This is a genomic window from Halomicrobium sp. HArcht3-1 (assembly GCF_058933345.1).
Genome location: NZ_JBZYDM010000008.1, coordinates 49,500 through 71,677, shown reverse-complemented (window position 1 = coordinate 71,677; position 22,178 = coordinate 49,500). Strand labels below are relative to the sequence as shown.

At 66.1% G+C, this 22,178-nt stretch carries 22 protein-coding genes and 1 pseudogene; 7 read left to right on the top strand and 16 right to left on the bottom strand.

What is annotated here, in order from left to right; translation table 11 throughout:
- Nucleotides 1–12: 12 nt before the first annotated feature.
- The 3 genes from AC5FRW_RS13975 to AC5FRW_RS13965 are packed head-to-tail and all read left to right on the top strand — an operon-like array spanning nucleotide 13 to nucleotide 2,278.
- Nucleotides 13–1,458 (top strand): RtcB family protein, encoded by a 1,446-nt coding sequence (locus AC5FRW_RS13975; RefSeq protein WP_493569073.1) that lies wholly within the window; start codon nucleotides 13–15, stop codon nucleotides 1,456–1,458.
- Between the two features lie 50 nt (nucleotides 1,459–1,508).
- Nucleotides 1,509–2,039 (top strand): type II toxin-antitoxin system death-on-curing family toxin, encoded by a 531-nt coding sequence (locus tag AC5FRW_RS13970; protein WP_493569072.1) that lies wholly within the window; start codon nucleotides 1,509–1,511, stop codon nucleotides 2,037–2,039.
- 44 nt (nucleotides 2,040–2,083) lie between these two features.
- Nucleotides 2,084–2,278 carry a hypothetical protein gene (locus AC5FRW_RS13965; protein WP_493569071.1) on the top strand — a complete coding sequence of 65 codons (195 nt, stop codon included), beginning with the start codon at nucleotides 2,084–2,086 and terminating at the stop codon, nucleotides 2,276–2,278.
- 249 nt (nucleotides 2,279–2,527) lie between these two features.
- Here the strand turns inward: AC5FRW_RS13965 and AC5FRW_RS13960 are convergent, their stop codons facing one another.
- From AC5FRW_RS13960 to AC5FRW_RS13950, 3 genes are all read right to left on the bottom strand, one after another.
- On the bottom strand, nucleotides 2,528–3,163 hold the full coding sequence (locus AC5FRW_RS13960; protein WP_493569070.1) for a DUF3267 domain-containing protein: 636 nt from the start codon (nucleotides 3,161–3,163) through the stop codon (nucleotides 2,528–2,530).
- Nucleotides 3,164–3,224: 61 nt separating this feature from the next.
- The gene (locus tag AC5FRW_RS13955) at nucleotides 3,225–4,643 is read right to left on the bottom strand and encodes a hypothetical protein (RefSeq protein ID WP_493569069.1); all 1,419 of its coding nucleotides are present in this window, start codon (nucleotides 4,641–4,643) and stop codon (nucleotides 3,225–3,227) included.
- A 211-nt stretch (nucleotides 4,644–4,854) separates the two neighbouring features.
- Complete coding sequence (locus AC5FRW_RS13950; protein WP_493569068.1) at nucleotides 4,855–5,997, bottom strand: acyl-CoA dehydrogenase family protein; 1,143 nt, start codon at nucleotides 5,995–5,997, stop codon at nucleotides 4,855–4,857.
- A gap of 96 nt (nucleotides 5,998–6,093) precedes the next feature.
- Here AC5FRW_RS13950 and AC5FRW_RS13945 point away from each other — a divergent pair, with 96 nt between their 5' ends.
- Together AC5FRW_RS13945 and AC5FRW_RS13940 are read left to right on the top strand one after the other, a co-directional pair.
- The gene (locus AC5FRW_RS13945) at nucleotides 6,094–6,894 is read left to right on the top strand and encodes an RIO1 family regulatory kinase/ATPase domain-containing protein (protein ID WP_493569067.1); all 801 of its coding nucleotides are present in this window, start codon (nucleotides 6,094–6,096) and stop codon (nucleotides 6,892–6,894) included.
- 118 nt (nucleotides 6,895–7,012) lie between these two features.
- Nucleotides 7,013–7,198 carry a hypothetical protein gene (locus AC5FRW_RS13940; RefSeq protein WP_493569066.1) on the top strand — a complete coding sequence of 62 codons (186 nt, stop codon included), beginning with the start codon at nucleotides 7,013–7,015 and terminating at the stop codon, nucleotides 7,196–7,198.
- A 23-nt stretch (nucleotides 7,199–7,221) separates the two neighbouring features.
- Here AC5FRW_RS13940 and AC5FRW_RS13935 read toward each other — a convergent pair whose 3' ends face one another.
- From AC5FRW_RS13935 to AC5FRW_RS13875, 13 genes and pseudogenes are all read right to left on the bottom strand, one after another.
- Nucleotides 7,222–8,109: a DMT family transporter gene (locus tag AC5FRW_RS13935; protein WP_493569065.1), complete on the bottom strand. Its 888-nt coding sequence runs from the start codon at nucleotides 8,107–8,109 to the stop codon at nucleotides 7,222–7,224.
- A 58-nt stretch (nucleotides 8,110–8,167) separates the two neighbouring features.
- Complete coding sequence (locus AC5FRW_RS13930) at nucleotides 8,168–8,764, bottom strand: NAD(P)/FAD-dependent oxidoreductase (protein WP_493569064.1); 597 nt, start codon at nucleotides 8,762–8,764, stop codon at nucleotides 8,168–8,170.
- 411 nt (nucleotides 8,765–9,175) lie between these two features.
- Nucleotides 9,176–9,655: an SRPBCC family protein gene (locus AC5FRW_RS13925; protein WP_493569063.1), complete on the bottom strand. Its 480-nt coding sequence runs from the start codon at nucleotides 9,653–9,655 to the stop codon at nucleotides 9,176–9,178.
- A 210-nt stretch (nucleotides 9,656–9,865) separates the two neighbouring features.
- Nucleotides 9,866–11,122, bottom strand: a complete 1,257-nt coding sequence (locus AC5FRW_RS13920; RefSeq protein WP_493569062.1) for a Glu/Leu/Phe/Val family dehydrogenase — start codon at nucleotides 11,120–11,122, stop codon at nucleotides 9,866–9,868.
- 58 nt (nucleotides 11,123–11,180) lie between these two features.
- A complete protein-coding gene (locus tag AC5FRW_RS13915; RefSeq protein ID WP_493569061.1) occupies nucleotides 11,181–12,011 on the bottom strand; it encodes an HpcH/HpaI aldolase/citrate lyase family protein in 831 nt (276 codons plus the stop codon).
- 247 nt (nucleotides 12,012–12,258) lie between these two features.
- Entirely contained in the window at nucleotides 12,259–12,906 is a 648-nt protein-coding gene (locus AC5FRW_RS13910) for a DUF389 domain-containing protein (RefSeq protein WP_493569060.1), read from the bottom strand.
- Nucleotides 12,907–13,041: 135 nt separating this feature from the next.
- Nucleotides 13,042–13,522, bottom strand: a pseudogene (locus AC5FRW_RS13905) (transposase).
- A gap of 74 nt (nucleotides 13,523–13,596) precedes the next feature.
- Nucleotides 13,597–14,955 carry a double zinc ribbon and FHA domain-containing protein gene (locus AC5FRW_RS13900; protein WP_493569059.1) on the bottom strand — a complete coding sequence of 453 codons (1,359 nt, stop codon included), beginning with the start codon at nucleotides 14,953–14,955 and terminating at the stop codon, nucleotides 13,597–13,599.
- A gap of 60 nt (nucleotides 14,956–15,015) precedes the next feature.
- A complete protein-coding gene (locus AC5FRW_RS13895; protein ID WP_493569058.1) occupies nucleotides 15,016–16,119 on the bottom strand; it encodes a PP2C family protein-serine/threonine phosphatase in 1,104 nt (367 codons plus the stop codon).
- Nucleotides 16,116–17,336 (bottom strand): protein kinase domain-containing protein, encoded by a 1,221-nt coding sequence (locus AC5FRW_RS13890; RefSeq protein WP_493569057.1) that lies wholly within the window; start codon nucleotides 17,334–17,336, stop codon nucleotides 16,116–16,118. The genes AC5FRW_RS13895 and AC5FRW_RS13890 overlap by 4 nt, the downstream gene beginning before the upstream one ends.
- Before the next feature lie 43 nt (nucleotides 17,337–17,379).
- On the bottom strand, nucleotides 17,380–18,558 hold the full coding sequence (locus AC5FRW_RS13885) for a vWA domain-containing protein (RefSeq protein WP_493569056.1): 1,179 nt from the start codon (nucleotides 18,556–18,558) through the stop codon (nucleotides 17,380–17,382).
- 65 nt (nucleotides 18,559–18,623) lie between these two features.
- Nucleotides 18,624–19,034 (bottom strand): hypothetical protein, encoded by a 411-nt coding sequence (locus AC5FRW_RS13880; protein ID WP_493569055.1) that lies wholly within the window; start codon nucleotides 19,032–19,034, stop codon nucleotides 18,624–18,626.
- Nucleotides 19,027–21,423, bottom strand: coding sequence for a penicillin acylase family protein (locus AC5FRW_RS13875; protein ID WP_493569054.1), 2,397 nt, complete (start codon nucleotides 21,421–21,423; stop codon nucleotides 19,027–19,029). The genes AC5FRW_RS13880 and AC5FRW_RS13875 overlap by 8 nt, the downstream gene beginning before the upstream one ends.
- Nucleotides 21,424–21,510: 87 nt before the next feature.
- Here AC5FRW_RS13875 and AC5FRW_RS13870 point away from each other — a divergent pair, with 87 nt between their 5' ends.
- Together AC5FRW_RS13870 and AC5FRW_RS13865 are read left to right on the top strand one after the other, a co-directional pair.
- Nucleotides 21,511–21,705 carry a hypothetical protein gene (locus AC5FRW_RS13870; RefSeq protein WP_493569053.1) on the top strand — a complete coding sequence of 65 codons (195 nt, stop codon included), beginning with the start codon at nucleotides 21,511–21,513 and terminating at the stop codon, nucleotides 21,703–21,705.
- A gap of 1 nt (nucleotide 21,706) precedes the next feature.
- Complete coding sequence (locus AC5FRW_RS13865; protein ID WP_493569052.1) at nucleotides 21,707–22,162, top strand: hypothetical protein; 456 nt, start codon at nucleotides 21,707–21,709, stop codon at nucleotides 22,160–22,162.
- Nucleotides 22,163–22,178: the final 16 nt, after the last annotated feature.

Sequence of the window (22,178 nt, the reverse complement as noted above, 5' to 3'; positions counted from 1 at the left end):
TACGGGCTGGCAATGGCGATCGAACTGACTGGCGAGTACACCACGGCTCGGATCATGGTCGACGACGAGTCGCTGGTCGAGGAGAACTGTCTCGACCAGATTCGCGAACTGATCGACCATCCGGCCTTTACCGAACCGGTGCGGGTGATGCCCGACACCCACTGGGGAGCGGGCGCGCCCATCGGCTTCACCATGCCCCTCTCCGACCGGATCGTGCCCAACATCGTCGGCGTCGACGTTGGCTGTGGGATGGCTGCCGTGAATCTCGGCAACGACCTCCCCCTCTCGGACGAGGAGCGCGAGCGCCGCGTCCGTGAAGCGGTCCCGATGGGCCAGTCGGTCCACGACTACGAGGAGTCGGTCCACCTCGTCGACGACTTTCCCTTCGAGCGGGCCAACGACGTGTTCGAGCAGTTCGCGGCAGCGTTCGAGGACCGATTCGGGACCGAGATCGACCCTATCGAGTTCGACTTCGAGGGGTACGACGGCGACTACTTCGAGGGGCTGTGCGAGCGCGTGCTGGCCGACCAGCGCCAGAGCATGGGCTACGTCATCCGGGGCGTCGGGACGCTCGGCGGTGGCAACCACTTCGTCGAGTTCGCCCGCGCCCAGACGACCGGCGACTACTGGCTCGTCATCCACAGCGGATCGCGCTACCTCGGGAAGTCAGTCGCCGAGTACTGGCAGGCGAAAGCGACCGAGCGGCGCAACGTCGCGACGATCCGCGAGTCACTGCCCGAGCGCTTCCACGACTACCTGAAGTTCGACCCCGGCGAAGTCGACGAGCAGGACCTCTACGCGTGGGTCACCGGTGGCAAGGGCGAGTCCCATCTGCAGAAAGACGCCATCCGCGCGGATTTCGAGGGCAGCGAGATCGAAGCCGTGTTCGACCGCCTCGGCGACCTGCGGCCCGATGCTGGCGAACGCAACACCGACCTCGACTACCTCGACGGCCGGGAAGCCCACGGCTACTACGTCGACATGCTGTTCGCCCAGCAGTACGCCCGCTGGAATCGTGAGGTCATGGCCGACCGCATCTGTGAGGCACTCGGTGTCGAACCGGTCGATCGGTTCCAGTCGATCCACAACTACGTCGACTTCCGGGACCTGACGATCCGCAAGGGCGCGACCCCTGCCCGCGAGGGCCAGCGCCTCGTCGTGCCCTTCAACATGGCCGAGGGGTCACTGCTCGCTCGTGGCAAGGGCAACGCCGAGTGGAACGACACGGCCCCCCACGGTGCGGGCCGTGTGATGGGCCGTGGCGAAGCCCACCGGTCCGTCGACATGGCCGACTTCGAGGCCGCCATGGAAGGGGTCTACTCGGAGTCCGTCGTCGAGTCGGTGCGTGACGAAGCCCCGATGGCCTACAAGTCCGCCGACGCCATCGCCGATGCCGTCGAACCGACCGCCGAGGTCGTCGACTGGCTCGACGCCGTCCACAATCTGAAGGCGAAGTGAGTGGCTGATCCCGGAGTCTTACAAGCACTGCCCTCCTCCCTCGTATCACGATGGCCGACGACTCGGACGGAGACCGGGACATCGATGACGATACCACGGAACTGTGGTACCCTGCTGTCGATGATATTCTCGACATCCACGACGATATCATCGACGACGACCCGAACGCCGAACCCGGTCTCAAACACCGTGGTGACATCGAGTATGCACTCGATCATATCCGGCACGGGCATTTCGGAGCGGGACCCGAGACACTGCACGAGAAAGCGTATCAGCTGATGCGCCTCCTTGCGGCGAATCACCCGTTCGTCGATGGGAACAAACGGACTGCACTCGCCAGCACAGTCCATTTCTACTTCTGGAACGGCTACGACCTCTCGTATCAAGAAGAACTCGAATCCATGCTCATCCTCGTTTCGATCCGCGAGGATTTCGTCGCTCCCGATGTCGCTGTGGAGTATCTCGACGACATCACGACGAAGGACGACACGGGCGAATTCCTCGATACGATCTTCGACACGCTCGATCGTCTGCACGAGGTCGCCGATACCGTATCCACGAATGACGAAGACGACGGGTGACATGCCCCGACAGATTAAACCGTAGACACGAGTAGAGAGATATCATGAGCGTCGACGACCTCGGACAAGACCCTGCAAACATCTCGTTGACGGAAATCGCTGAGGCGCTGAAAGCCGGCCGGCTTTCGTTCGAGGACATCCGCGAAAACGAGACGCTCCGTCGACGGATCAGTCATCTCGTCATCAAACAGGACATGGAAGAACACCGTGAGATCTACGACCGCCTTGCCGAGGTCTGAAAGTTCCCAAATCCACCGTCTCACACCGGGAGTGCAGACGCCATCGAACCGACCGCCGAAGTCGTCGACTGGCTGGATGCGGTCCATGATACGAAAGCTAGATGACCTGATCGGGGACTCGCTCTGCCGTCGGTCGCTTCGTTCTTCACCGGGCCGTTCGCGCCGGTCGTCCTCGTGTTCTACTGGATGCAGATCCGAGCCGACGGCGGCGTCTTCGACCCGCTGGGTCGCCATGGCTACGAGTGAGTGTCACTCCTCGGGTACGAACACGTACATGTGTCTGATGTCGGCGTCGTAGATCAGCGTCCCCGGCGGATAGCGCAGGAGCCGCCACGTGATATAGAGGTCGCCGGCCGATCCGGCCGTGTTGAGCAGCAGGCCGACGAAGGCAGCGAACGCGAGCATCGGCACCGGGACGAACAGCAGCGGGAGCATGAGGAGATCGAGGACGAGCAGGGGTGCGATCGCCACCAGTCTCGTCTCGTCGCGGGGCTGGAACTGGTGGAATGCTGCGGCGTAGAACGCCCCCATCTGGGGGACCGCACCGTAGGACACCTCGTACCCCTGCAGGCGAAACACGAGTCCGTGGACGAGTTCGTGGAGCACCGTCACGACGGCGACGGTGGCGACGAAAACGACTGCGAGCGCGATCGGGAGTGTAAACGAGAAGCCGTCGTCGGTCGCCTCGTAGCCCAAGAGTGCGGGGAGCGCGTCTCCCTGACCGATCCGCAGCAGCGACCCGAACACGAGCAGGGCCACGGGCACGACGAGGGCGACGATAGCGACGAGGACGGCCATCGGGTAGTGAAGTTCGATCGGTGCTGCGTACCCGTCGGGCGTCGCAGGGCGGAGCGTCTCGCCCGGGTCGTACTCACTCGTCGGCATATCCGCAGGTCAGCTGGCGACGTGAAAAATGTGAGGTGGCTGTTGCTCTGGGACCCGGCTCTTACAGCAGGCCGCGGTTGCCGCCCGCAGCGCGCTCGCCGTCCCGTGCGTCCTGTACCGTGACGACCTCGAAGTCACGGTCCCGGACGCGCTCGGCGCGCTCGCCGTCGTCCTGCTGTGTCGTCTCGTTGCCCGCGCCGGTGTCGGTGTCGTCCTGTCCACTGCTCTCGTCACCCATGCTGGTGTCGTTGCCCTCGCCAGCGGGACCGGTCGGCTGGCCCGCCGCGGCCGCTGGGTCGAAGTAGCCGACGGCGAATCCCGAGTACGCGCCGCCGCCCTCGAACGACACCTCGGCCGTTCGCCCGCGCCCCTCATCACTGGTTCCAGTCGTGGTTTCCTCGACACCTGTTTCGGTCTCGTCGACGCCGGCGTCGGTCGGTGTGTCCTCGTCGCCGGCCGCGTCGCCCACTGGCTGGACCGTCACCGAGTAGTTGCCAGCCTCGACCTCGACGGTCTCGGACTCGCCGAAGGAGAGGGCCTCGACGAGGGTCGTCTCGGCTCCGGCACCGCCGTCGGCCGCCGTCTCCTGACCTGCCGTCTGGCCCTCTGTCGTGGTGTCCATGCCACCGTCCTCGGTGACCGTGGCGGCCGTCTGGCCCTCTGTCGCGGTGCCCACGCCACCGTCCTCGGTGACCGTGGCGGCCGTCTGGCCCGCGGTTCGCGCGGTGACCCGGACCGTCTCTGCGTCGGGGACCGCGTGAAAGAGTCGGACGCGGGCCGTTTCCTCTCCGGGGTCGCTGAGGTCGTCTTCGAGCACGTCGACCTGTAGCCCTCGACCGGCACTGACAGTCATGGATGCAGTGTCCGCGCTATCGCTCGCTTCGGTCCCGGTCTGCTCGTCGGCGTCTTCAGCCTCGGTTTCGGTGGGTGCTGTGTCAGTCCCAGCGCCAGCGGGTCCCTCGGCGAGTTCGCCGAAGGCGACGGCGGTGTAGGCCGTCTCGGCGTCGACCTCGACGGTCTCCTGAAAGATCACGGTCTCGTCTTCGCCGTCGCCCTCGAAGATCTCGAGGATCTGGTCGATCAGCCCGCCGCCGGCGGCGATGATCTCCAGCCGATAGGTGCCGGGATCGAGTTCCCGGTAGTCGGTGACGCTGCCGAACCCGAGACCGGCGACCGAGATTTCGCTCGTCTGGTCGCCGCCGGTCGCGGTTCCTTCGGTGGCCGTGGCACCGTCCGCCTCGGTCGCGGTGCCGTCGGCGTCCATACCGTCGGCACCCTCGGTGGTGAGGCGTACGTCGACCGCCGGCGCGTCGGCGACCGCGTGGGCGACACGTATCGCCGCCGTGTCCTCGTCGACCGTCGCTGTGCCGTCGGTCTCGGTTCCTTCCTGCGCGCTCACTGTCCCGCCGACGAGACCGGCGAACCCGAGCGTGCCGATTCCCTGTACGAGCCGTCGTCGCGTGGTCGTGGTGTCGCTCATCGCAGTTCGCTGTGGACTGGCCGGCATCATTGTTAGAGACAACACCACGGAACACCGACGCTCTGGGGACCGGGTATGGTGTGCAAAGTCGCAATCGACCGGATTCGGACGTGGAAACGACTGGTGGCTGGCCGAGATTACGTCACCGACCGCTGAACGAAACGAACGGCGGCCCTCGAAAGCCGACCGTACTTCGCCCCAGCGACCGCCACTACAGACCGAGGTGCCGGCCGAGCACCAGCCGCTGGATCTCGCTGGTCCCCTCACCGATCTCCATCAGCTTCGCGTCCCGGTAGAATCGTTGGGGGGCGAAGTCGGTCGTGTAGCCGTAGCCACCGAGCACCTGCACGGCATCTTCGGCCACTTCACGGCAGATTTCGCTGGCGTCGAGTTTCGCCATCGAGGACAGGCGGCCAACGTCCTCGCCGGCATCGTACTTCGTGGCAGCCTTGTGGGTCAGCAGTCTCGCCCGTTCGATCTTGCGGTCCATCGCGACGAGCATGTCCCGGACGGCGTCGAACTCGCCGATGAGCTGGCCGAACTGTTCGCGCTCTTTCGCGTAGGAAAGCGCCGCTTCGAAGGCCCCCTGTGCCAGTCCCACGGAGAGGGCGGCGATCGAGATGCGCCCGCCATCCAGCGTCTTCTTGGTCTGGTCCCAGCCGTCGCCGGGATCGCCGAGTATCCGATCCGCTGGGATTCGGCAGTCGTCGAACTGAATCTCGCAGGTCGGCGAGGCGTTCAGCCCCATCTTCTCCCACTCGGTCGTGACTTCGAAGCCGTCGTCGGCACGGGGATCGACGATGAACGTCGAGATGCCGCCGTAGCCCGCCGACGGATCGGTGACGGCCTTGACGAGGATCGATCCGGCGACGGAGGCGTTCGTAATGAACTGCTTGGTGCCCGATAGCACCCACTCGTCGCCTGACTTCGTGGCCGTCGTGTCCATGTCGCTTGCGTCGCTGCCGCTGGCTGGCTCGGTCAGTGCCCACCCGCCGAGGTACTCGCCGGTCGCCAGCGGCCGGAGCCAGCGCTCTTTCTGTGCGTCGGTCCCGAACGTCTCGATGGGCTTGGAGGCCAGCGAGACGTGGGCGGCGTAGGAGAGTCCGATCGAGCCGGAGACCCGCCCCAGCTCTTCGGTCACGAGCGCGTACATCAACTGATCACCGCCCAGTCCGCCCCACTCCTCGGCGACGGGGACGCCCAGCATGTCGAGGTCGGCAAGCTGGTCGAAAATCTCGGCCGGGAACCGGTGCTCGTCTTCGATCTCCTGTGCGATCGGTTCGATCTCGGCCTCGCAGAAGTCCCGCACTGAATCGCGGATCATCCGGTGTTCGTCGGGCAGCGAGAAGTCCATGGGGCAACCTATGTGTCGAGAAAACATATACCATGGTGGCTGGCATGCTCCCAGCCCCCGAATCACTTTCATGCTGGCCCGCTTTCCTGTACTCACATGGCGTTTCGACGGCTCCTTCGCGGTCGCGTCCCCTGGGAGACACTCGAAGGTGTCACCCGGGAGGTGATCGAGCGGTACGACGAGCCGTCGGCCCGCGTCGAGTTCCTCGATGCGGACAACTGGCTGTCGACGCCGATGGCCGTCGACGACCGCTGGTTCGTGAAGCTGATCACCCAGCAGAACTCGCTGGTCCACGCGCTGTTGACCGCCGGGCGCAACCTCGGTGCCTTCTCCTCGGGGACGGAGGGTTTCTTCGAGCACTTCGGGACGCCGGTGCAGATGGCAGAACACGAACTCGACGCGACGCGGGCGATGCGAACACTCGGCGTGAACGCGCCCGAACCCATCGAGGCCTTCGAGTACGAGGGCCACGGCGTCCTCGTACTGGAGTTTATTCCCGATTTCGTCGTCCTCGACGATCTGCCACCCGCGGCCGTCCGCGAGCACGCGCCGACCGTCTTCGACTACCTCCACCGGATGCACGACGCCGGTCTCGCCCACGGCGACTTCCGTGGCGAGAACGTCCTCGTCGCCGGCGGGGACCTCTATTTCATCGACGCGACGAAGGTCCGCGAAGAAGCCATCGAGGACGCCCGCTCGTACGACCTGGCGTGTGCGCTGGGTGCGCTGACGCCGCTGATCGGCGCTCGTGATGCCGTCGACGCGGCTGCGAAACACTACACGCCCGCGGAGTTGCTGGCCGCTCGCGAGTTCCTCGATTTCGTCAACATCCGACCCGACCACGACTTCGAAGCGGCGGGACTCAAGGGCGAAATCGAGAAGCTCGCGAGCGGGTGATACGGATTATTGTAGTTGCTTACCGGCGTCGCTCCCCCGTGGCGACGATCGCCGGTAAAACGCTACAACAGTCTGTATGAGGCGAAGTGTCTATTTTGCTCGCCGACCAAGCGGGCGTATGCACACGACGTTTCTCGCCATCGGCGTGCCGTTCCTCGTGCTCGGGCTGTTTTTCAGCGTTGGCGGCGGCCTGATGGTCGGTTCGACGTTCCTCTCGCTGGGGCTTGCCTTCCTCGCGCTGGGGCTGGTGCTCGACAGTGACGGCGGCGCCGGTCCCGAGGACCCAGAACAGCCGACCGAGTAGCGGCTTCGTCACAGCCGGTCGTCTCAGCCTGCGGGTCGCCCCCGGGCCGTGACGAGGATGCCACCGAGGACGACCGACCCACCGACGACGGTCCAGAGCGACGGGACTTCGGCGAGCAAGAGTAACGCCAGCAACGCGCTCCCCAGTGGCTCGCCCAGCAGGGTGACGCTGACCAGACTCGACTCGACGTGGGCCAGCGACCAGTTGACCAGCGTGTGTCCGAGGATGCCGGGACCGACCGCCATCGCGAGGAACAGGCCCCATTCTCGGTGCTCGTAGCCAGTCAGCGGATAGCCCTGCAGGAGGACGACGGCACCCAGTGCTGCCGCAGCGACGCCGTAGACGACGGTGACGTACGGCAAGAGCGGCAGGCGCTGGCGCAGCGAGCGCCCGGCGAGGACGTAGCTGGCGGCCGTGACCGCCCCCAGCACGGCGAGTGCGTTGCCGTAGAGTGGCCGTGGCCCAACTGCCGTCCCGCTCAGGAAGTCGCCCAGCGACATCCCCACCATCCCGACGAGCGCGACCGCCACGCCTGCGACGGTTCGACGGGTGACCCGTTCGTCCAGGACGAGCCACGCCCCCGCCACGACGAAGATCGGCTGTGACTGGACGAGCGTGACGCTGGCGGCGACGCTGGTCCACGAGAGACTCTCGAACCACGCGCCGAAGTGGGCCGCAAGCGCCAGTCCCGTGACGCCGGCGGCCAGCAGGTGGCGTTTCGAGAGGTCCCCGAGTGTCGACGCGTGCCGACCGATCGTGAGCGGGGCGAGCAGCGCGGTCGTAAAGAGGACCCGATAGAACGCCGCGACGACTGGCGGGGCCTCGCTCCAGCGGATCAGGATGGCGCTCGTGCTGATGGCCACGACGGCGACCGCGAGCGCGAGCCGTGGACTGGCGAGACGTTCGCGCACGCCCGAATCAAAGACAACCGGGGGCTTGAACGCTCGGGATCGTCTCAATCGACCGACGTTACTCGGCGTCGGCGGGCGTATCGAAGTCGTGGAAGTGTTCGCCCTTCTCTTTCGAGAGGATGTTCAGTGCCGCGGCCGCGCCGTCGCCGGCCGAGATGATCGCCTGCCACTCCTCGGCCCGGACCATCGCGCCGGTGGCGTACGCGTCGGTGACGGAGGTCTCCATCGAGACGCCGACATCGACGACGCCGTCGTCGGTGAGGTCACAGTTCAGGGCCTCGGCGAGCGATCGATCGGCACCGGTCGCGAGGACGATGTAGGACCCCTCGTGGGTCTGGTCGCCCCCGGTCTGGTCGGTGGCTTCGCCCGCTTCGGTCTCGGCTTCGGTCGTGACGGCGAACCCGTCGGCCGTCTTCTCGACTGCCTGTACTTCCTCCTCGTGGATCGTCACGCCGAACTCCTCGACTTGCTCGCGGGCGTCTTCGACGAACGCGGTGCCGTCCTCGGAGTCGATGCCGAGGTAATTGAACAGGTGGGCTTTGTGCAGCCACGTCTCGTCCGTGTCGAAGACCACCGTATCGAGACCGTTCTTCGCGGTAAACAGGGCACCACTCAGGCCGGCGGGACCACCGCCGACGACGATCACGTCGTGCATGGTGCATGACAGTTCGTCACAGAGACACAAAAGCTTCAGCCGACACCGATGGGTAGTGTTCAGATAAGCGGCAGCATCCGCAGAGATTGAGACACCGAAAGCCCTCGCGTCGTTGCGGTCCCGCGACTCGCTGCGCGCGCTTCGCGTGCTTGCGTCGCCGGGGTTCCCGCAACGACGCTCGCCCTTCCATCCACCAGGGTGTAGACGGCTTCACGGGCAGATTCCTGGCGGATGAAAGGGCGAGGCGCGCTCCGGGGTTCTGCGGCGGCACTATCCGAACGAAGTGAGGATATCCGGCACAGAACCCCGGAGCGCACCGAGGGCTTTCGGTGCCTTATTCTGGCTACTTCTGATCTCTTATCTGAACACCGCGCACCGATGTCACCGGGTGCCCACGCGGCCACCCGTCGGCTACTCCAGTAGCCGCTTGGTCGTCTTGTGACGGTGCCGGAACATCGGTTCGAAGCCGATCCACGCGAAGGGACCGATGGCTTTCCCCAGCGGGCCGCCGGGGAACTGGTACTCGACGCGGTCGTGGACCAGTGTCTGGTCGCCCTCGGCGACGAAGCGATGGGTGTGCTCCCAGTGTGCGAACGGTCCCTCGCTCATCACGTCGCGGAACATGGCGTGGTCGTCGTGCTCCTCGCGGGCGACGATCTCGGAGGTCCACGTCTGGCGCGGCCCGACACCGAACGGGCGGACAGAGGAGACGATCACCGATCCCGTCTCCAGTACCTCGGGGTCGGCTTCCCCGTCCGGTCCGCGGGAGTCCTCGATGACGAGGTTCATCCAGTCGGGGGTCAGCGCTTCCAGTCCGTCCCCGTTCGAGTGGAATTCCCAGACTCGTTCCAGCCCCGCGTCGACGCGGACCGACCGCTCGTACACACTCATGTGCCCACGTAGGGAGCGAGCGGTAAAAACGACCGCGGTCAGGTCCCCACGCCGCGTCGACGCGGACCGACCGCTCGTACACACTCATGTGCCCACGTAGGGAGCGAGCGGTAAAAACGACCGCGGTCAGGTCCCCACGCCGCGACGACGCAGACGGGCCGGCGTCGCTCTGTCCCGGATCGGCCGTGCAAACGGCGACAGCGATCCGTCTCAGGGCCAGTTGCCGGCCTCGGCGGCCGCCCGGTACACTCGTTCGATGGCGACGGCGTACAGCGCCACTCGGAGCGTCGGCGCGTCGCTCGCCTCGTAGCGTTCGACAAGCCGGTCGAAAGCCGCGGTGATCGTGGTCTCCAGTTCGTCGTTGACCCGCTCTAGCGACCACGAGAAACGCTGACGGTTCTGGACCCACTCGAAGTACGAGACGGTGACGCCGCCGGCATTGGCGAGGATGTCGGGGAAGACGGCCACGTCGCTGTCGGCCAGCACGTCGTCGGCGTCGGGCGTCAGCGGCCCGTTGGCGGCCTCGACGATCACGTCGGCCCGCACGTCGCGTGCGATTTCGGCGTCGATGGCGTTCTCCAGTGCGGCCGGGACGAGCAGGTCCACGTCGAGGGTCAGCAGTTCGCGATTGCTCAGTTCCTCGCTCGCACCGGCAAAGCCGGTGAGCGATCCCGTTGCACGCTTGTGCTCCTTGGCTGCGCGGGTGTCGAGTCCGTCGGGATCGAACACAGCACCCGAGGAGTCCGAGACGGCGACGACGTTCGCGCCCTGATCTTCGATGAGTTTCGCCGCGGTCGACCCGGCGTTGCCGTAGCCCTGCACTGCGACGGTCGCGCCGTCGATCGCTTTGCCGAGGTAGTCGAAGGCCTCACGCGCGACGATCGACACCGACCGGCCGGTCGCCTCGACGCGACCCTCGCTGCCGCCGGATTCGATGGCTTTCCCCGTGACGACGCCCGGTGCAGTCGTGTTCTCTAGGGTCTCGTAGGTGTCCTTGATCCAGTTCATCTCGCGCTGGCCGGTGTTGACGTCGGGGGCGGGGATGTCTTTGTCCTCGCCGATGAACGGACGCAGCTCGGTCGCGAACGCACGCGTGATGCGTTCGAGTTCGCTCTCTGAGTACTCACCGGGGTCGATGACGATACCGCCCTTGCCGCCGCCGTAGGGGATGTCGACGGCCGCACATTTGTACACCATCCAGCCAGAGAGGGCTTTGACTTCCTCGCGGGAGACGTTCGGGTGGTAGCGGATGCCGCCCTTGTACGGGCCACGGTCGCCGTTGAACTGCGAACGGTACGCCCGAAACGTCTCGATCGATCCGTCGTCCATCTCGACGGAGAGTGTCGTCTCCAGGACTCGCTCTGGCCGTTTGAGCCGTTCCAGTGCGTCCGTGGGAACCTCGACGTACGTGGCGGCGTCGTCGATCTGCTCCTGCAGACTCTCGAACGGATTGACCTCGGCAGTCATGTGCTAGCACACGGTAACAGCTCGCAAAAGGCTACCGCCACTGTGTCCCCCGATCGGCTCACTCGTCGGTGCGCTCGACGATCCGCTCGGCCTGCCGGACCTGTGGCGCGTCGATCATCTCGCCGTCGACCACGAACACACCGCTGTCCTCGGCGCTTGCGGTCTCGTGGGCGTCGAGGACTCGCCGCGCCCACGCGAGTTCGTCCTCGTCGGGCGCGAAGGCGGCGTTGATGATCGGGACCTGTGCGGGGTGGATCGCCATCTTTCCGTCGTAGCCCAGTCGCCGGCCCTCGCCGGCAGCCCTGCGCAGACCGTCGTCGTCCTCGTAGGCCGGGTAGTGCGTGTCGACCGCGTCGACGCCGGCCGCCCGCGCAGCGAGCAGGACGTGCTGGCGTGCGTGCGCGACCTCCTCACCCTCGTCGGTCCGGGTCGCGCCGATGTCACCCGCCAGATCCTCCGCGCCGAACAGCAGCGCGTCGGTTCCGTCGGCACTCGCGATCCCCTCGGCGTGGAGTACGCCGGCCGCCGACTCGACGAGCGCGAGGATCGGCACGGCGGCGTCGCGCTCGGCCAGCATCCCGGTCAGCGTCTCGACGGCGTCGGCCGCGGGCACTTTCGGCAGCAGCACGCTGTCGGGCGTCCCGCCGCCGAGGACGACGTGGAGATCGCGCTGTGCCCCCGCGCCGAGCGCGTTGACCCGAACACACAGCTCACAGTCCGGTTCGACCTCGGCGAGGGCGTCCCGAACCGCCTCGCGAGCCACCCCCTTGCGCTCGGGCACGACTGCGTCTTCGAGATCGTACACCACCACGTCGGCGTCGCTGTCCAGTGCTTTTCGTAACTTACCGGGCTGGTCGCCCGGTGCGAACATGACACTCCGGCGGGCCATACGACGCGTTCGACGGCCACGACCGTAACTGTCGGGCCTGTCCGACTTGCCGACCGATGGTGTGACCCCGACCGTTCGACTGAGCGCGCGTTCACGGCCGTCGAAAACGGTCGATAACGGCTCTGTTGAAATCCTCAGCGGTTGATGGGAACGAGTTGCTGAATACAGAGACGGAGGATGCGTTTCCCAGCGGCGTCCGTTCGATTCGACACGGACAATCGAAACGGGCGACAGGTCCGTTGTATGCTTATTTGGTTGTGTGCGCTTTCCGGTCGCCACGAGCTCCGAGCCAGAGTGTCACCGTCCCAGTTATCACGACCATGCCTGCATTGAGAGCGAGTAAGAGGAGGCCGCCACTGGCCTTGCCAGGCGCTTGTGACAGTAATGTTATTCCTCCGGCAGCTGCAGCCGGGACAAGTGCGAGGGCAGCGACGACGCCGACGAGCGTGTCTTGCCGTTCTTTGTCGGTCGTTACCCCCGCCGCGATACCCGCCGCGGCAGCAGCAATGACGCTGTACCAGCCGGCTGTAATGCGCTCCTCAAGTAGTGGTTTATCGATGAGGTTCTCCGCAGGTGGGAGAACGCCTGTCATGTTCAGTGTCAACGTCGTCGCGATAGCCCCCACAGTCGCAGCCAACAGACCGACGAACGCGACCGAGGCCCCGAATCCGGCTCGATTCAACCGTTTGGCAGCAAGGCCAGCGGAAACGAGTTCCAACGGCGTCAATGCCGGGGCAATGACCATCGCCCCGATGAGGATCGGAATCGAGTTGGTGAGGAGAGCCACGCCAGCAAGCACACCGGACATCGTCATCAATACAAGATACGAGGTATCAAGGCCGACCTGTTCGTACTTGTTCTCGCACTTTTCGGTCAGTGAGGCCCCGGGGGACATATCGAAGCAACACGGGCGTGTCGGTTGAAACAATTGCGACGATGCGAGAGAGTCTACCATGGAACTCCGTCCGTGATCTCACACTCTCATTCGCCCACCCCACCCGCTGTATTCAGCAGTTCCTTCCTCTCGGAATCACGGACAATCGCCCTCCTCGGGTGAAATCGCGGTGCTTCGCTCCAGACCGTGAACGATACACTTGATACCGAGTTCGCGGAACTGCGTCCACCAGCGGCGTGACTGCACGAACGCCCCGAATTTCTGTTTGATCGCTGCAGCGACTGTCCCGTTCATATTCCGTCTATGGTAACGACCGTTGTCCAGTCGTGCATACCACGCCGTGTGGAGTGGGGGAAACTCCCGGTGCTTTATGAGCGGCCGAATATCGTGATTTCGGGCGAGCTGCCGGATCTTCTGGTCGTCGTCTCACTTGTCACCGGTCAACACCGCGATGGACGCTGCGTTCCGTTTCACTCTCAGACAAAGCAAGACGACGTGTTGGCGAAGCGTGAACCGCTTTCGAATAGCGGGTTGCAAACCGTTCCACAGTACGGCGAGCCAACACAATAGCGCATTCAACGAATCGAAGGAGTCGTGACTTCGGGAGAGTATCCATCTTCCCCTAACTACTCACCCGTCGTGTTTGTCAGCAAGGGTTTCCACGGGGCCTCGAAAACGAACCGAGAACGACTAGGGTGCTTCCACGTCGAGGGTCACGACGCCCGACAGCCCGAGTTCGTCGCCGGGACCGATCGGCTCGCGGTCGCCCTTCGAGAGGCGGACGCCGTTGACCTCGGTCGGGTTGTCGCCCAGATCGACGACGTAGAACTGGTCGTTCTCCCGGACGAAGCGGACGTGTTCACGGTGAATGCGGACGGCCTGATCCTCGTCCTTCCCGGCTTCGGCCAGCAGCGACCGGATCTGGCGGCCGACCGTCTCGTCGTCGCCGACGACCACGGAGCGGCCGTAGGCCGACAGTGCCAGCGACGACGGTGCCGGTGTGGCCGCGGACCCCCCAGTCCCAGCGGCCGCTGCGTCGGCAGTCGCAGGTTCGTCGGCGTCGCCCTCGCCGCCACGGTGGGCATCGAGGTCCTCGCCACACGACGCACAGAAGGCGTCGTCGGGTTCCACGTCGTCCCCACAGCCCGGACAGGCGTCGAGTGTCTCCGCTTCGTCCTCGTCGCTCTCGCGGTGGGCATCGAGGTCCTCGCCACACGACGCACAGAAGGCGTCGTCGGGACCAACGTCGTCCCCACAGCCCGGACAGGTGTCGAGCGTCTCCCCCTCGTCCTCGTCGCTCTCGCGGTGGGCGTCGAGGTCCTCGCCACAGCCCGGACAGAAGGCGTCCGACGGCCCGACGGCGGTATCACACTCGGGACAGGCCCCGAGCGTGTCCTCGGCGTCCGAGTCGTCTCCGTCGTCGGCGTCGCTCTCGGCTTCGAGCGACGGGTCGGCCGCCTGCTCGTCGTCGCTCTCGTCTTCGAGCGACGGGTCGGCCGCCTGCTCGTCGTCGCTCTCGTCCTCGTTTTCGGACGGCGCAGGCTCGGCGGAGGCGTCCTCGGCCGTCGCTCCCGCGTCGGCGTCGGCCGCGGTCAGGTCGTCGCTCGTCACGTCGGGTGCGCTGGCCTCGTCGGTCGCGGTGGCTGGCTCGTCGCTGGCTTCGCCCGCGACGTGATCGCCTTCCTCGGTCGTCTCGTCGGCCAGCGCGTCGCCGTCGGGACCCGGTTCGACGGTCTCGTCGGGCGAGTCGAGGTCGGCCTCGCTGTCGTCGGCCGATCCCCCTGTCTCTGGGCCGCTCTCGTCGAGTCCGTCGACTTCGCTGTCGTCGTCGTCCGTCTCGTCGTCGTCGCCAAACAGCGGATCGTCGGTCACGTCGTCTGTGCTCTCTCCGTCAGCCGGTGCATCCGTCTCGTCTGTGGTGGTCTCGATCGCCCCATCGTATTGCCATTCGCCACATTCTGAGTTGGTGCACCACCCCCCTGCAGCGGTCGGGTCGAACGTTTCACCACAGAGTGGACATTCGACCGACCGACTGGTACTTTCTGACATGCGTGTTCAGCTTCTCGAACCACGCATAAAAAATAGTTTCCGTAAGGGAACAGGCAGTTCTCACCCGTCGTCGGGGAGCAGCACCGTCGCTCTGTCTTCGACCGGCGTGGGTTCGAGCGCCCGGACGAGCGGTCGATCACGCGGTGTTTCGGGCAGTGCCGGATCACGGGCAAACAGCGTCGAGAGGTTGTCCTTCCCACCGCGTTCGTTTGCCATCGTGAGGAGGCGCTCGCTGGCCCCGTCGAGGGTCTCGGCGTCGAGGACGAACTCCTTGATCTCCTCGTCGGTGACGACGGCGTCCAGCACACTCTCGGCGGCCTCGTCGGTCTGTCCGGCCCGGTTGTACTGATCGTATAGCTCCGGGGCGTCGGTCTGGGCGTCGATCAGGCCGTCGCTGGTCACCAGCAACACGTCCTCGGCGTAGAGGGGGACGACGTTGCTGTCGACCGGGACCGTCGCCGTCTCGATGTCCTGATCGGCCGGTCCGCCGAGTGCGCGCGTGATCTCGTTGCCCCGCGGGTGGACGTGGGCCTCGATGTCGTCGATGTCCCCGCGGTCGCGAAGTTGTTCGACGACGCCGTGGTCCTTGGTCAGCAGTTCGATCGTCTCTCTGGCTTCGTTGATCAGATACGCCCGGCTGTCGCCGACCCACGCGTAGTAACAGCGCCCGCCGAAGACCAGTCCGGCGACGACTGTCGTATAGGCCTGCTGCCCGGTCTCGCGTGTGTAGCGGAGGATCTCGCGGTGGGCCTCGGTGATGGCGTCCTCCAGCGCGGTCTGGATCTCGGCCGGCGTCGGCGGGTCGGTCGCGACCGACTCGGGAAGCGGCACGTCGAAGTCGTCTGGATCGGCCCGGGCGGCCCGCGTCGCCACGTCGTTCAGGGCCTCGGTGACGACCGTCGTCGCGATGTAGGACGCGGCGTCGCCGGCCTCGTAGCCGCCCGCACCGTCGGCCAGTGCGAACGTCGCGATGCTCCGATTTCGCGGCCACGAGCGACTCTCGTCGTCGGTCTCGTCGTCAGCCGTGGCGTCGGTCTCGCCACGTGCCGCGCCGACGAGCCCGTCGCGATGGCCCTGTTCGATCACGGTGATCGCGAGACTGTCCTCGTTGATCCCACTGGCTCGCTTCCGTTCGCCGATGTCGTAGTTCGTCGCGTAGATCATGTCTGAGACAGTTTGAACTCGAACGTCGTTCCGTAGCTCGGGTCCACGAACGAGATGAGGTCCCCGTCGGCCAGCGCGTGCTCGCTCGGTGGCACATCGCCGTCGCCGTCGGTCGGGTCACCGCCGCGGGCTTCGAGGATGTCACGGCCACCGGGCTGGAGGATGCGCTGCCAGCCGGTCTGGGTCTTGACGTAGGTGCCGTTGAGGCTGTGGTCTTCCAGTCGCCAGATGGCCTCGTCGCTGCTCGTATCGAAGCGGATGTGGATCGGCGAGACGTGTTCGTCGGCGTCGTCGAGGGTGATCGACGGCGTCGTCGCGCCCCCGTCCCGGCCGATAGTGTCCCCGGGATGGATCGTGAACGACGCTTCGTCGCCGAGCGCTTCGAGGCTGGCCTGTGGCGGCGGACTGGAATCTTTCGCTTCGAGGACGTACTTCATCGAGGTGGCGTTGGGGTAGCGCTCGCGGTAGTCGGTCTGGGTCGCCCGCTCGATGATCTCGGCGAGGTACGGCGGGCACTCGACGCCGAAGTGACGGGGATTGATCCCGTCTTTCTTCGGGACGGTCCCCTTCAGCAAGAACAGGAGTATCTTGCCGATGGAGTACACGTCAGACCACGGTCCCTGTCCGTCCTCGGCGTCGCTGGCCTCTGCGATCTCTCGTGGCTTGTACGGCCCCAGAATCGTCGTCCCCGAGTCGTCGGCCTTCGTGCCGTCGAACGCCGTTGCCGTGTTGAAGTCGATCAGGATCGGGTGGTCCTGTCCGGCGAGCATGATGTTGTCGGGCTTCAGGTCCCGGTAGACGATGTCGTTCTCGTGGAGGAAGCTCATCGCGTCACAGAGCCCGATCCCGACCTGCCGGACCTCCGTCGGGTCGAGCGGGCCGACCTGATCGATGGCGTCGTCGAGTTCGTAGCCGTCGACGAACTGCACCACGAGCACCGGCGTGTCGCCCTCGTCGGTGCGTTCGAGCAGGTCCATCACGTTGTCGTGGCCGCCGGCGGCCCTGACCGTCTCCAGCGCGTCGGCCTCTTTCAGGAAGTAGGTCTCGATCACGTCACGGTCGTTGCTGGAGCCGGCGTAGTTGGGCACCTTCACGGCGACCGTCTCGCCACTCTCCTCGTCGACCGCCTCGTAGGCAACGGCGAAGCCGCCGCTGCCCGCCTCGCCCTGAATGCGGTACTGGCCGGCGACCAGATCGCCCGGTTCGAACGTCGTCAACGGCTCTCACCCCTGCACGGGATCGTCTTCGACCGCGGGAGCATCACTGCAGTCCGTCGTTGTCGACGATCTGAGTCGCCTGACTCTGTTCGGCTCGGCCACCCTCCTTGACGATCTGGGTCTGGCGTTCGGCCTCCTCGACCGCCTCGGCGTCCTCGCCGTGAACGATGGTCATCTGCTCGACTTTCGTCTCGGCGGCCTCGACGTTGCCCTTGCCCAGTTCGGTGCGGATAACGGTCTGCTTGTGGTCGATGTCGACCGATTCGTTGTGTTCGGCCAGTTCGGCCTGATCGTCGGTGTAGGAGACGCTGATCTGGTCGCTGGCGCTGTCACCGCGAGCCGACAGCGTCACGTCTGCCAGTACCTCCTCGGTACCGGCCTCGCGTGGCGGCGCGTGGATCTTCAGGACGACGCGCTGGTTCTCTCGCTCGATGAGGTCCGGCAGCTTGATCCGGGTTGCGTTGGCCTCCCACTCGGGGGAGACTTCCTGTGCCTGCGGGAGTGCGCGGTACACCTCGCTGACCTCGACGCCGGGAGCCACGTCGAGATCGAGGTGAGCGTCCGGTGCGACGACGGAGCCGGCCTGCTCGACGGCCTCGCCGAAGAAGTCCTCGATGTCGCCGGGGGCGTCGAGGTGGGTCCACGTCCCGCGGCCGATGGTCCCGAGCGTGCGGATCGTGTCCTCGTTGTAGTCGGTGCCGATCCCGGCCGACTGGATGCGGATGCCCGCGTCGTCGATCTCCTCGGCCAGTTCCTCGAACTCGCTGGGCGTGCGTTCGTTGTCCTTGCCGTCCGACAGCAAGAGGAGTCGATTGACGGTGTTCGATCCCGTCGCCGACGAGGAGAGCGTCTCTTTTGCGGCCTTCAGGCCGTTGTACATGTCGGTCCCACCGCCTGCCGTGAGTTCCTCGACGTGATCCATCGCGGTCTGGCGGTCGAGGTCCGACCAGCGTGTCGCCGGCAGGATGACCTCCGCTTTCGTGTCGAAGGCGACGATGCTGACGTAGTCGTCGTCACCGAGCAGGCCGAAGACCCATGCGGCCCCGTCGCGCGCCCGCTTGATGTTGTCACCCTCCATCGACCCGCTCGTGTCGATACACAGTGCGATGTGCCTGCGCACGTCCTGTTGTTGTGCCCCCGGTGCGACGTCGATTTCGGCCGTCACAGTCGTGCCGTCTGCGGGCACGTTCGGCCGATTGACGCTCGTGTCGATCGATGCCATGGGTGAGTGTAACTGGGAACCGTATGTATAAATTGTGCCTCTATTCCGACAGAACGAAGCGTTGCCTACCCGCCAGCGGCGTCCGGGAAGAGTCCGCGAACGCCCGCCCCAAGTGGTCCAGCGACGAGGGCAACGACCGCCGGAACGACGCCGACGACACCCATCGACAGCGTCTCGACGAGCGCGCCGGCAAGCACGAGTTCGAGCGCGAAGACCGCGACGACGGCCACGCCAAAGCCAAGTCCCGCGAGGAGCGCACGCCCAAGTGTCGGCCACGCGAGACCGACCAGCGCGCCGCCGACGAGCAGACCGCTCCAGTGGACGGTCGCGAGCAGCGCCCCGAACGCACCCGCCAGTACGGTCGCCCGGAAGCGATCTGTCGGATCGGTCTGGAGTCCATAGAGACGCTCGCGGATCGTCTCGTCACTGTCTGTTTCGCCGTCGCTCTCGCGCCGCTCGGCACGCTCCTCAGCCATCGTCTTCACCCCCCGGCCGGAAGCGGATCGACGGATCGCCGTCCCGACTCGCCACGAGCGACGAGTACTCGCCGTTCGCCCACGCCCGGAGCTGGTCTGCGTAGTGATCCGAAAAGTAGTCCCCGTCGTTGCCGCCGGGAAGGGCCGACTCGGAGGGAGCGCCGTCGAAACGCGCCAGCAACCGATAGCTCGTCCCGATGCTCGACTCCACCCGGAAGTTCCGCACCGTCGCGGGCGAGCCGTCGGTCGGGTACTGTGGATAGTTCAGAAAGCCAAGATCGAACGGGTGGTCGATGTCGGTCCGGTTGTAGTCGCCGTAGGTCTCGTACCCCTCGCGTTCGATCTCGTCGGCGGTGTCGACGAGCGCCTGCGCGATCACCTGCGCCCGCTCGCGTGACTCGCCTGCTGGCGGGTCACGGAACAGGGGATCGTCGGCTCCGAGGTGTAAGAGCACCCAGTCACTCGGAGACAGCGACTCGTCGAGGTCGGCGGCCTCGAAGACGGGACCGAACGTGCGCTCCCGATAGTGATCGAGAAACAGCGCGAACACGAGCGCCGCTCGCGACTCGCGGTCCATCGCGTAGTCCCAGCCGTCCAGTTCGTTCGCCAGCCCCAGCGCTCGCTCACCCATCGCCGACCGCGCCCCGAGAATCTCGGGGACGAATAGCTCGGCTCGCCGGTCGTACGTGTCCCGCTGGACGGCCTTGCTGTACTCGTGGGTGATCGGCCGATCCGTGCCCGCGCGAGCGTCGAGTAGCTCGTAGATACGCGCGCCACGCCACGGCGGCGAATACCCTTCCGAGAGGTAGTAGTCGGTCGCGGAATCGTCGATCACGCGCTGGTTCGCCGTCGCCAGCAGGTCGGGGTTCCGGGCGTGGGGTTTCTCATCGAAGGGAATCCATCCCTCGTCGAAGTCCGGTTTCCCGTATGGCGTGTAGCCCGGCCATTCACCCTCCCGTGCGGAGCCGTCGAAGATCTGGTCTCCGGGGACGGCGTCGCCGTCGGTCCGCCTGATCGGGACGAGACCGGTGACGTGGTAGTGGGTGTTGCCGTCGCGGTCGGCGTAGACGGCGTTCTGAGTCGGCTGGTCGAAGCGAGCGAGGGCGTCGACGGCGTCGTCGCGGCCGTCGCTGCGATTGAGCGCCCGGACCGCCTGTGCGGTCCGACTCGCCTGCAAGCCGGTCCAGGCGACGCCGACGCGCCGGCCCTGTCGCTCGATCAGTGGCCCGTGGACGGTCTTTCGCATCGTGATCTCGCGGTCCTCGCCACCGCTCACTTCGATCCGCTCCGTGCGCGATTCGAACGCGCGCCACTCGTCGCCGTAGCGGTACTGCTCGCCGTCGATCTCGTACTCGTAAACGTCGAGTACATCCATGCCGGCGTTGGTAAAGCCCCACGCGCCCGCGTCGTTCTCGCCGATGACGACGAATGGCTGGCCGGGGAAGGTGACGCCACTGACCGAGCGCTCGGGCAGTTCGTGGTGCATCTCGTACCACACCGGCGGCGCGAGCAGGGAGAGGTGCGGGTCGTTCGCGAGCAGTGGCTGGCCGCTCTCCGTGTGGTCGCCACCGATCACCCAGCTATTCGAGCCGACGCCGTCGGCGGACTCGAAGCCGGTGAGCCAGCCGGCGAGGTCCCCCCGGGCGTCGCTGTGGGGCGTCGTCAGCGACTGGCTCGCGGTCTCGTCACCGCTTCCCTCGCTCGCCGACCGGAGAATCGGCGTGTCGTGGTCGAATCGCGTCGGTGCGATCCGCTGAGCTATCGACTCGCCGAGCGCGTCCGCGATGGCCGCCCGCCGGAGTGTCGAGAAGTCACCGGTCAGCCCCCACGAAATCTGCTTTTCGATCAGCATGCTGTCGACCGGCGTCCACGGGTCTGGTTCGTAGCCCAGCAACTGAAATTCGACCGGAAGGGACTGGCGCTCCCGAAACGCGTTGACGCCGGCCGTGTGTGCTTCGACCACGTCGCCCGTCGGCGTCCCCGACAGCAGGTCCCAGTTGGCTCGGGCGGCCGCGGTGAAGTCCATCCGCCGATTGAAGATGTCACTCTCGACGGTCTGGGACCCGACGGCCGCCGAGAGGGTCCCGCGCATCCGCCGCCGGATCAGGTCCATCTGGAACAGGCGGTCGGCGGCGTGGACGTAGCCGACTGCGAAGTACAGACTCGCCTCGTCGTCGGCCGTGACCGTCGGCACACCCTCGTCGTCGTAGCGAACCGTCGCCTCGCCGTGTGGCGTCGTGACCGTCCCGGGGACCGACGCTGTCGCCGACTCCCAGACGCCGCCACTCAGCGGGGCGACCCGATCCAGACCGCTTCGAACCGGATCGACAGCAGACACACCGATACCACCTGTCAGGAGGGCTGCGACCACCGTTCGTCTCGTTGGCACAGCCACACATCGTGTGGAATGCGCATGAATGTTGGTGACGGTCCTCCCGGCGAAACTTCCAAACGCTCCGAGAGCGCAGTGGGCGTCGTGGCAGATATCACGAGTCGCGTCGTCGCGACCGTCGAGGAGGCGAGCACGGCGGATGGCTGGTGCTCGCGCCGACAGGTCGAGGCGCTGCTGACACAGCGTGGCGTCGACCGCATGGAGATACAGCGCGCGCTCGGGCGAGCGGTCGACGAGCAGCGACTGGAACGGAACGACGACCAGTATCGGAAGGTGTGAGATGACGGTCCCGGACGACGAGCAGGGGTCAGTCGACGCAGGCGACGGGCCAGCGACCGCGCCGGCGGTCTCGTTGCGCTCGGGCGAGCCACGGGTCGCGGGCCGTCTGATCGCCGCGCTCTCGGAAGGGCTTGGGCTGACGCTCGTCGCAAACTGGTTCTACCTCCCGCTCGTCGGCCCGAACAGTACGTGGGGCCACCTCGCACTGTCGTCTTTCGGTGGTCTCGTCGTTCTCGCGGGCGTCGTCGCCCACCGCGGTGACACGCCGTGGCTGGCCGCCCCGTTCCCGCTGGTCGGTCTGGCCTTGCTGGCTACGACGCCGGGTCTGGGCGTCGGCAAACTCTCGGTGACGACGTGGGCCAACGTCGCCGCGCTGGCGACCATCGTCTCGCTGCCGCTCGTCTGGCACCTCTGGCAGACGGCTACCCGACGCCATCGAGCACGAAAGCGGACCTGATCGACTGGTCCACCGA

Coding starts and splice junctions, on each gene's coding strand:
- AC5FRW_RS13975 (WP_493569073.1), top strand. CDS start 13: ATGGCGATCGAACTGACTGGCGAGTACACCACGGCTCGGATCATGGTC.
- AC5FRW_RS13970 (WP_493569072.1), top strand. CDS start 1,509: ATGGCCGACGACTCGGACGGAGACCGGGACATCGATGACGATACCACG.
- AC5FRW_RS13965 (WP_493569071.1), top strand. CDS start 2,084: ATGAGCGTCGACGACCTCGGACAAGACCCTGCAAACATCTCGTTGACG.
- AC5FRW_RS13960 (WP_493569070.1), bottom strand. CDS start 3,163: ATGCCGACGAGTGAGTACGACCCGGGCGAGACGCTCCGCCCTGCGACG.
- AC5FRW_RS13955 (WP_493569069.1), bottom strand. CDS start 4,643: ATGAGCGACACCACGACCACGCGACGACGGCTCGTACAGGGAATCGGC.
- AC5FRW_RS13950 (WP_493569068.1), bottom strand. CDS start 5,997: ATGGACTTCTCGCTGCCCGACGAACACCGGATGATCCGCGATTCAGTG.
- AC5FRW_RS13945 (WP_493569067.1), top strand. CDS start 6,094: ATGGCGTTTCGACGGCTCCTTCGCGGTCGCGTCCCCTGGGAGACACTC.
- AC5FRW_RS13940 (WP_493569066.1), top strand. CDS start 7,013: ATGCACACGACGTTTCTCGCCATCGGCGTGCCGTTCCTCGTGCTCGGG.
- AC5FRW_RS13930 (WP_493569064.1), bottom strand. CDS start 8,764: ATGCACGACGTGATCGTCGTCGGCGGTGGTCCCGCCGGCCTGAGTGGT.
- AC5FRW_RS13925 (WP_493569063.1), bottom strand. CDS start 9,655: ATGAGTGTGTACGAGCGGTCGGTCCGCGTCGACGCGGGGCTGGAACGA.
- AC5FRW_RS13920 (WP_493569062.1), bottom strand. CDS start 11,122: ATGACTGCCGAGGTCAATCCGTTCGAGAGTCTGCAGGAGCAGATCGAC.
- AC5FRW_RS13915 (WP_493569061.1), bottom strand. CDS start 12,011: ATGGCCCGCCGGAGTGTCATGTTCGCACCGGGCGACCAGCCCGGTAAG.
- AC5FRW_RS13910 (WP_493569060.1), bottom strand. CDS start 12,906: ATGTCCCCCGGGGCCTCACTGACCGAAAAGTGCGAGAACAAGTACGAA.
- AC5FRW_RS13900 (WP_493569059.1), bottom strand. CDS start 14,955: ATGTCAGAAAGTACCAGTCGGTCGGTCGAATGTCCACTCTGTGGTGAA.
- AC5FRW_RS13895 (WP_493569058.1), bottom strand. CDS start 16,119: ATGATCTACGCGACGAACTACGACATCGGCGAACGGAAGCGAGCCAGT.
- AC5FRW_RS13885 (WP_493569056.1), bottom strand. CDS start 18,558: ATGGCATCGATCGACACGAGCGTCAATCGGCCGAACGTGCCCGCAGAC.
- AC5FRW_RS13880 (WP_493569055.1), bottom strand. CDS start 19,034: ATGGCTGAGGAGCGTGCCGAGCGGCGCGAGAGCGACGGCGAAACAGAC.
- AC5FRW_RS13865 (WP_493569052.1), top strand. CDS start 21,707: ATGACGGTCCCGGACGACGAGCAGGGGTCAGTCGACGCAGGCGACGGG.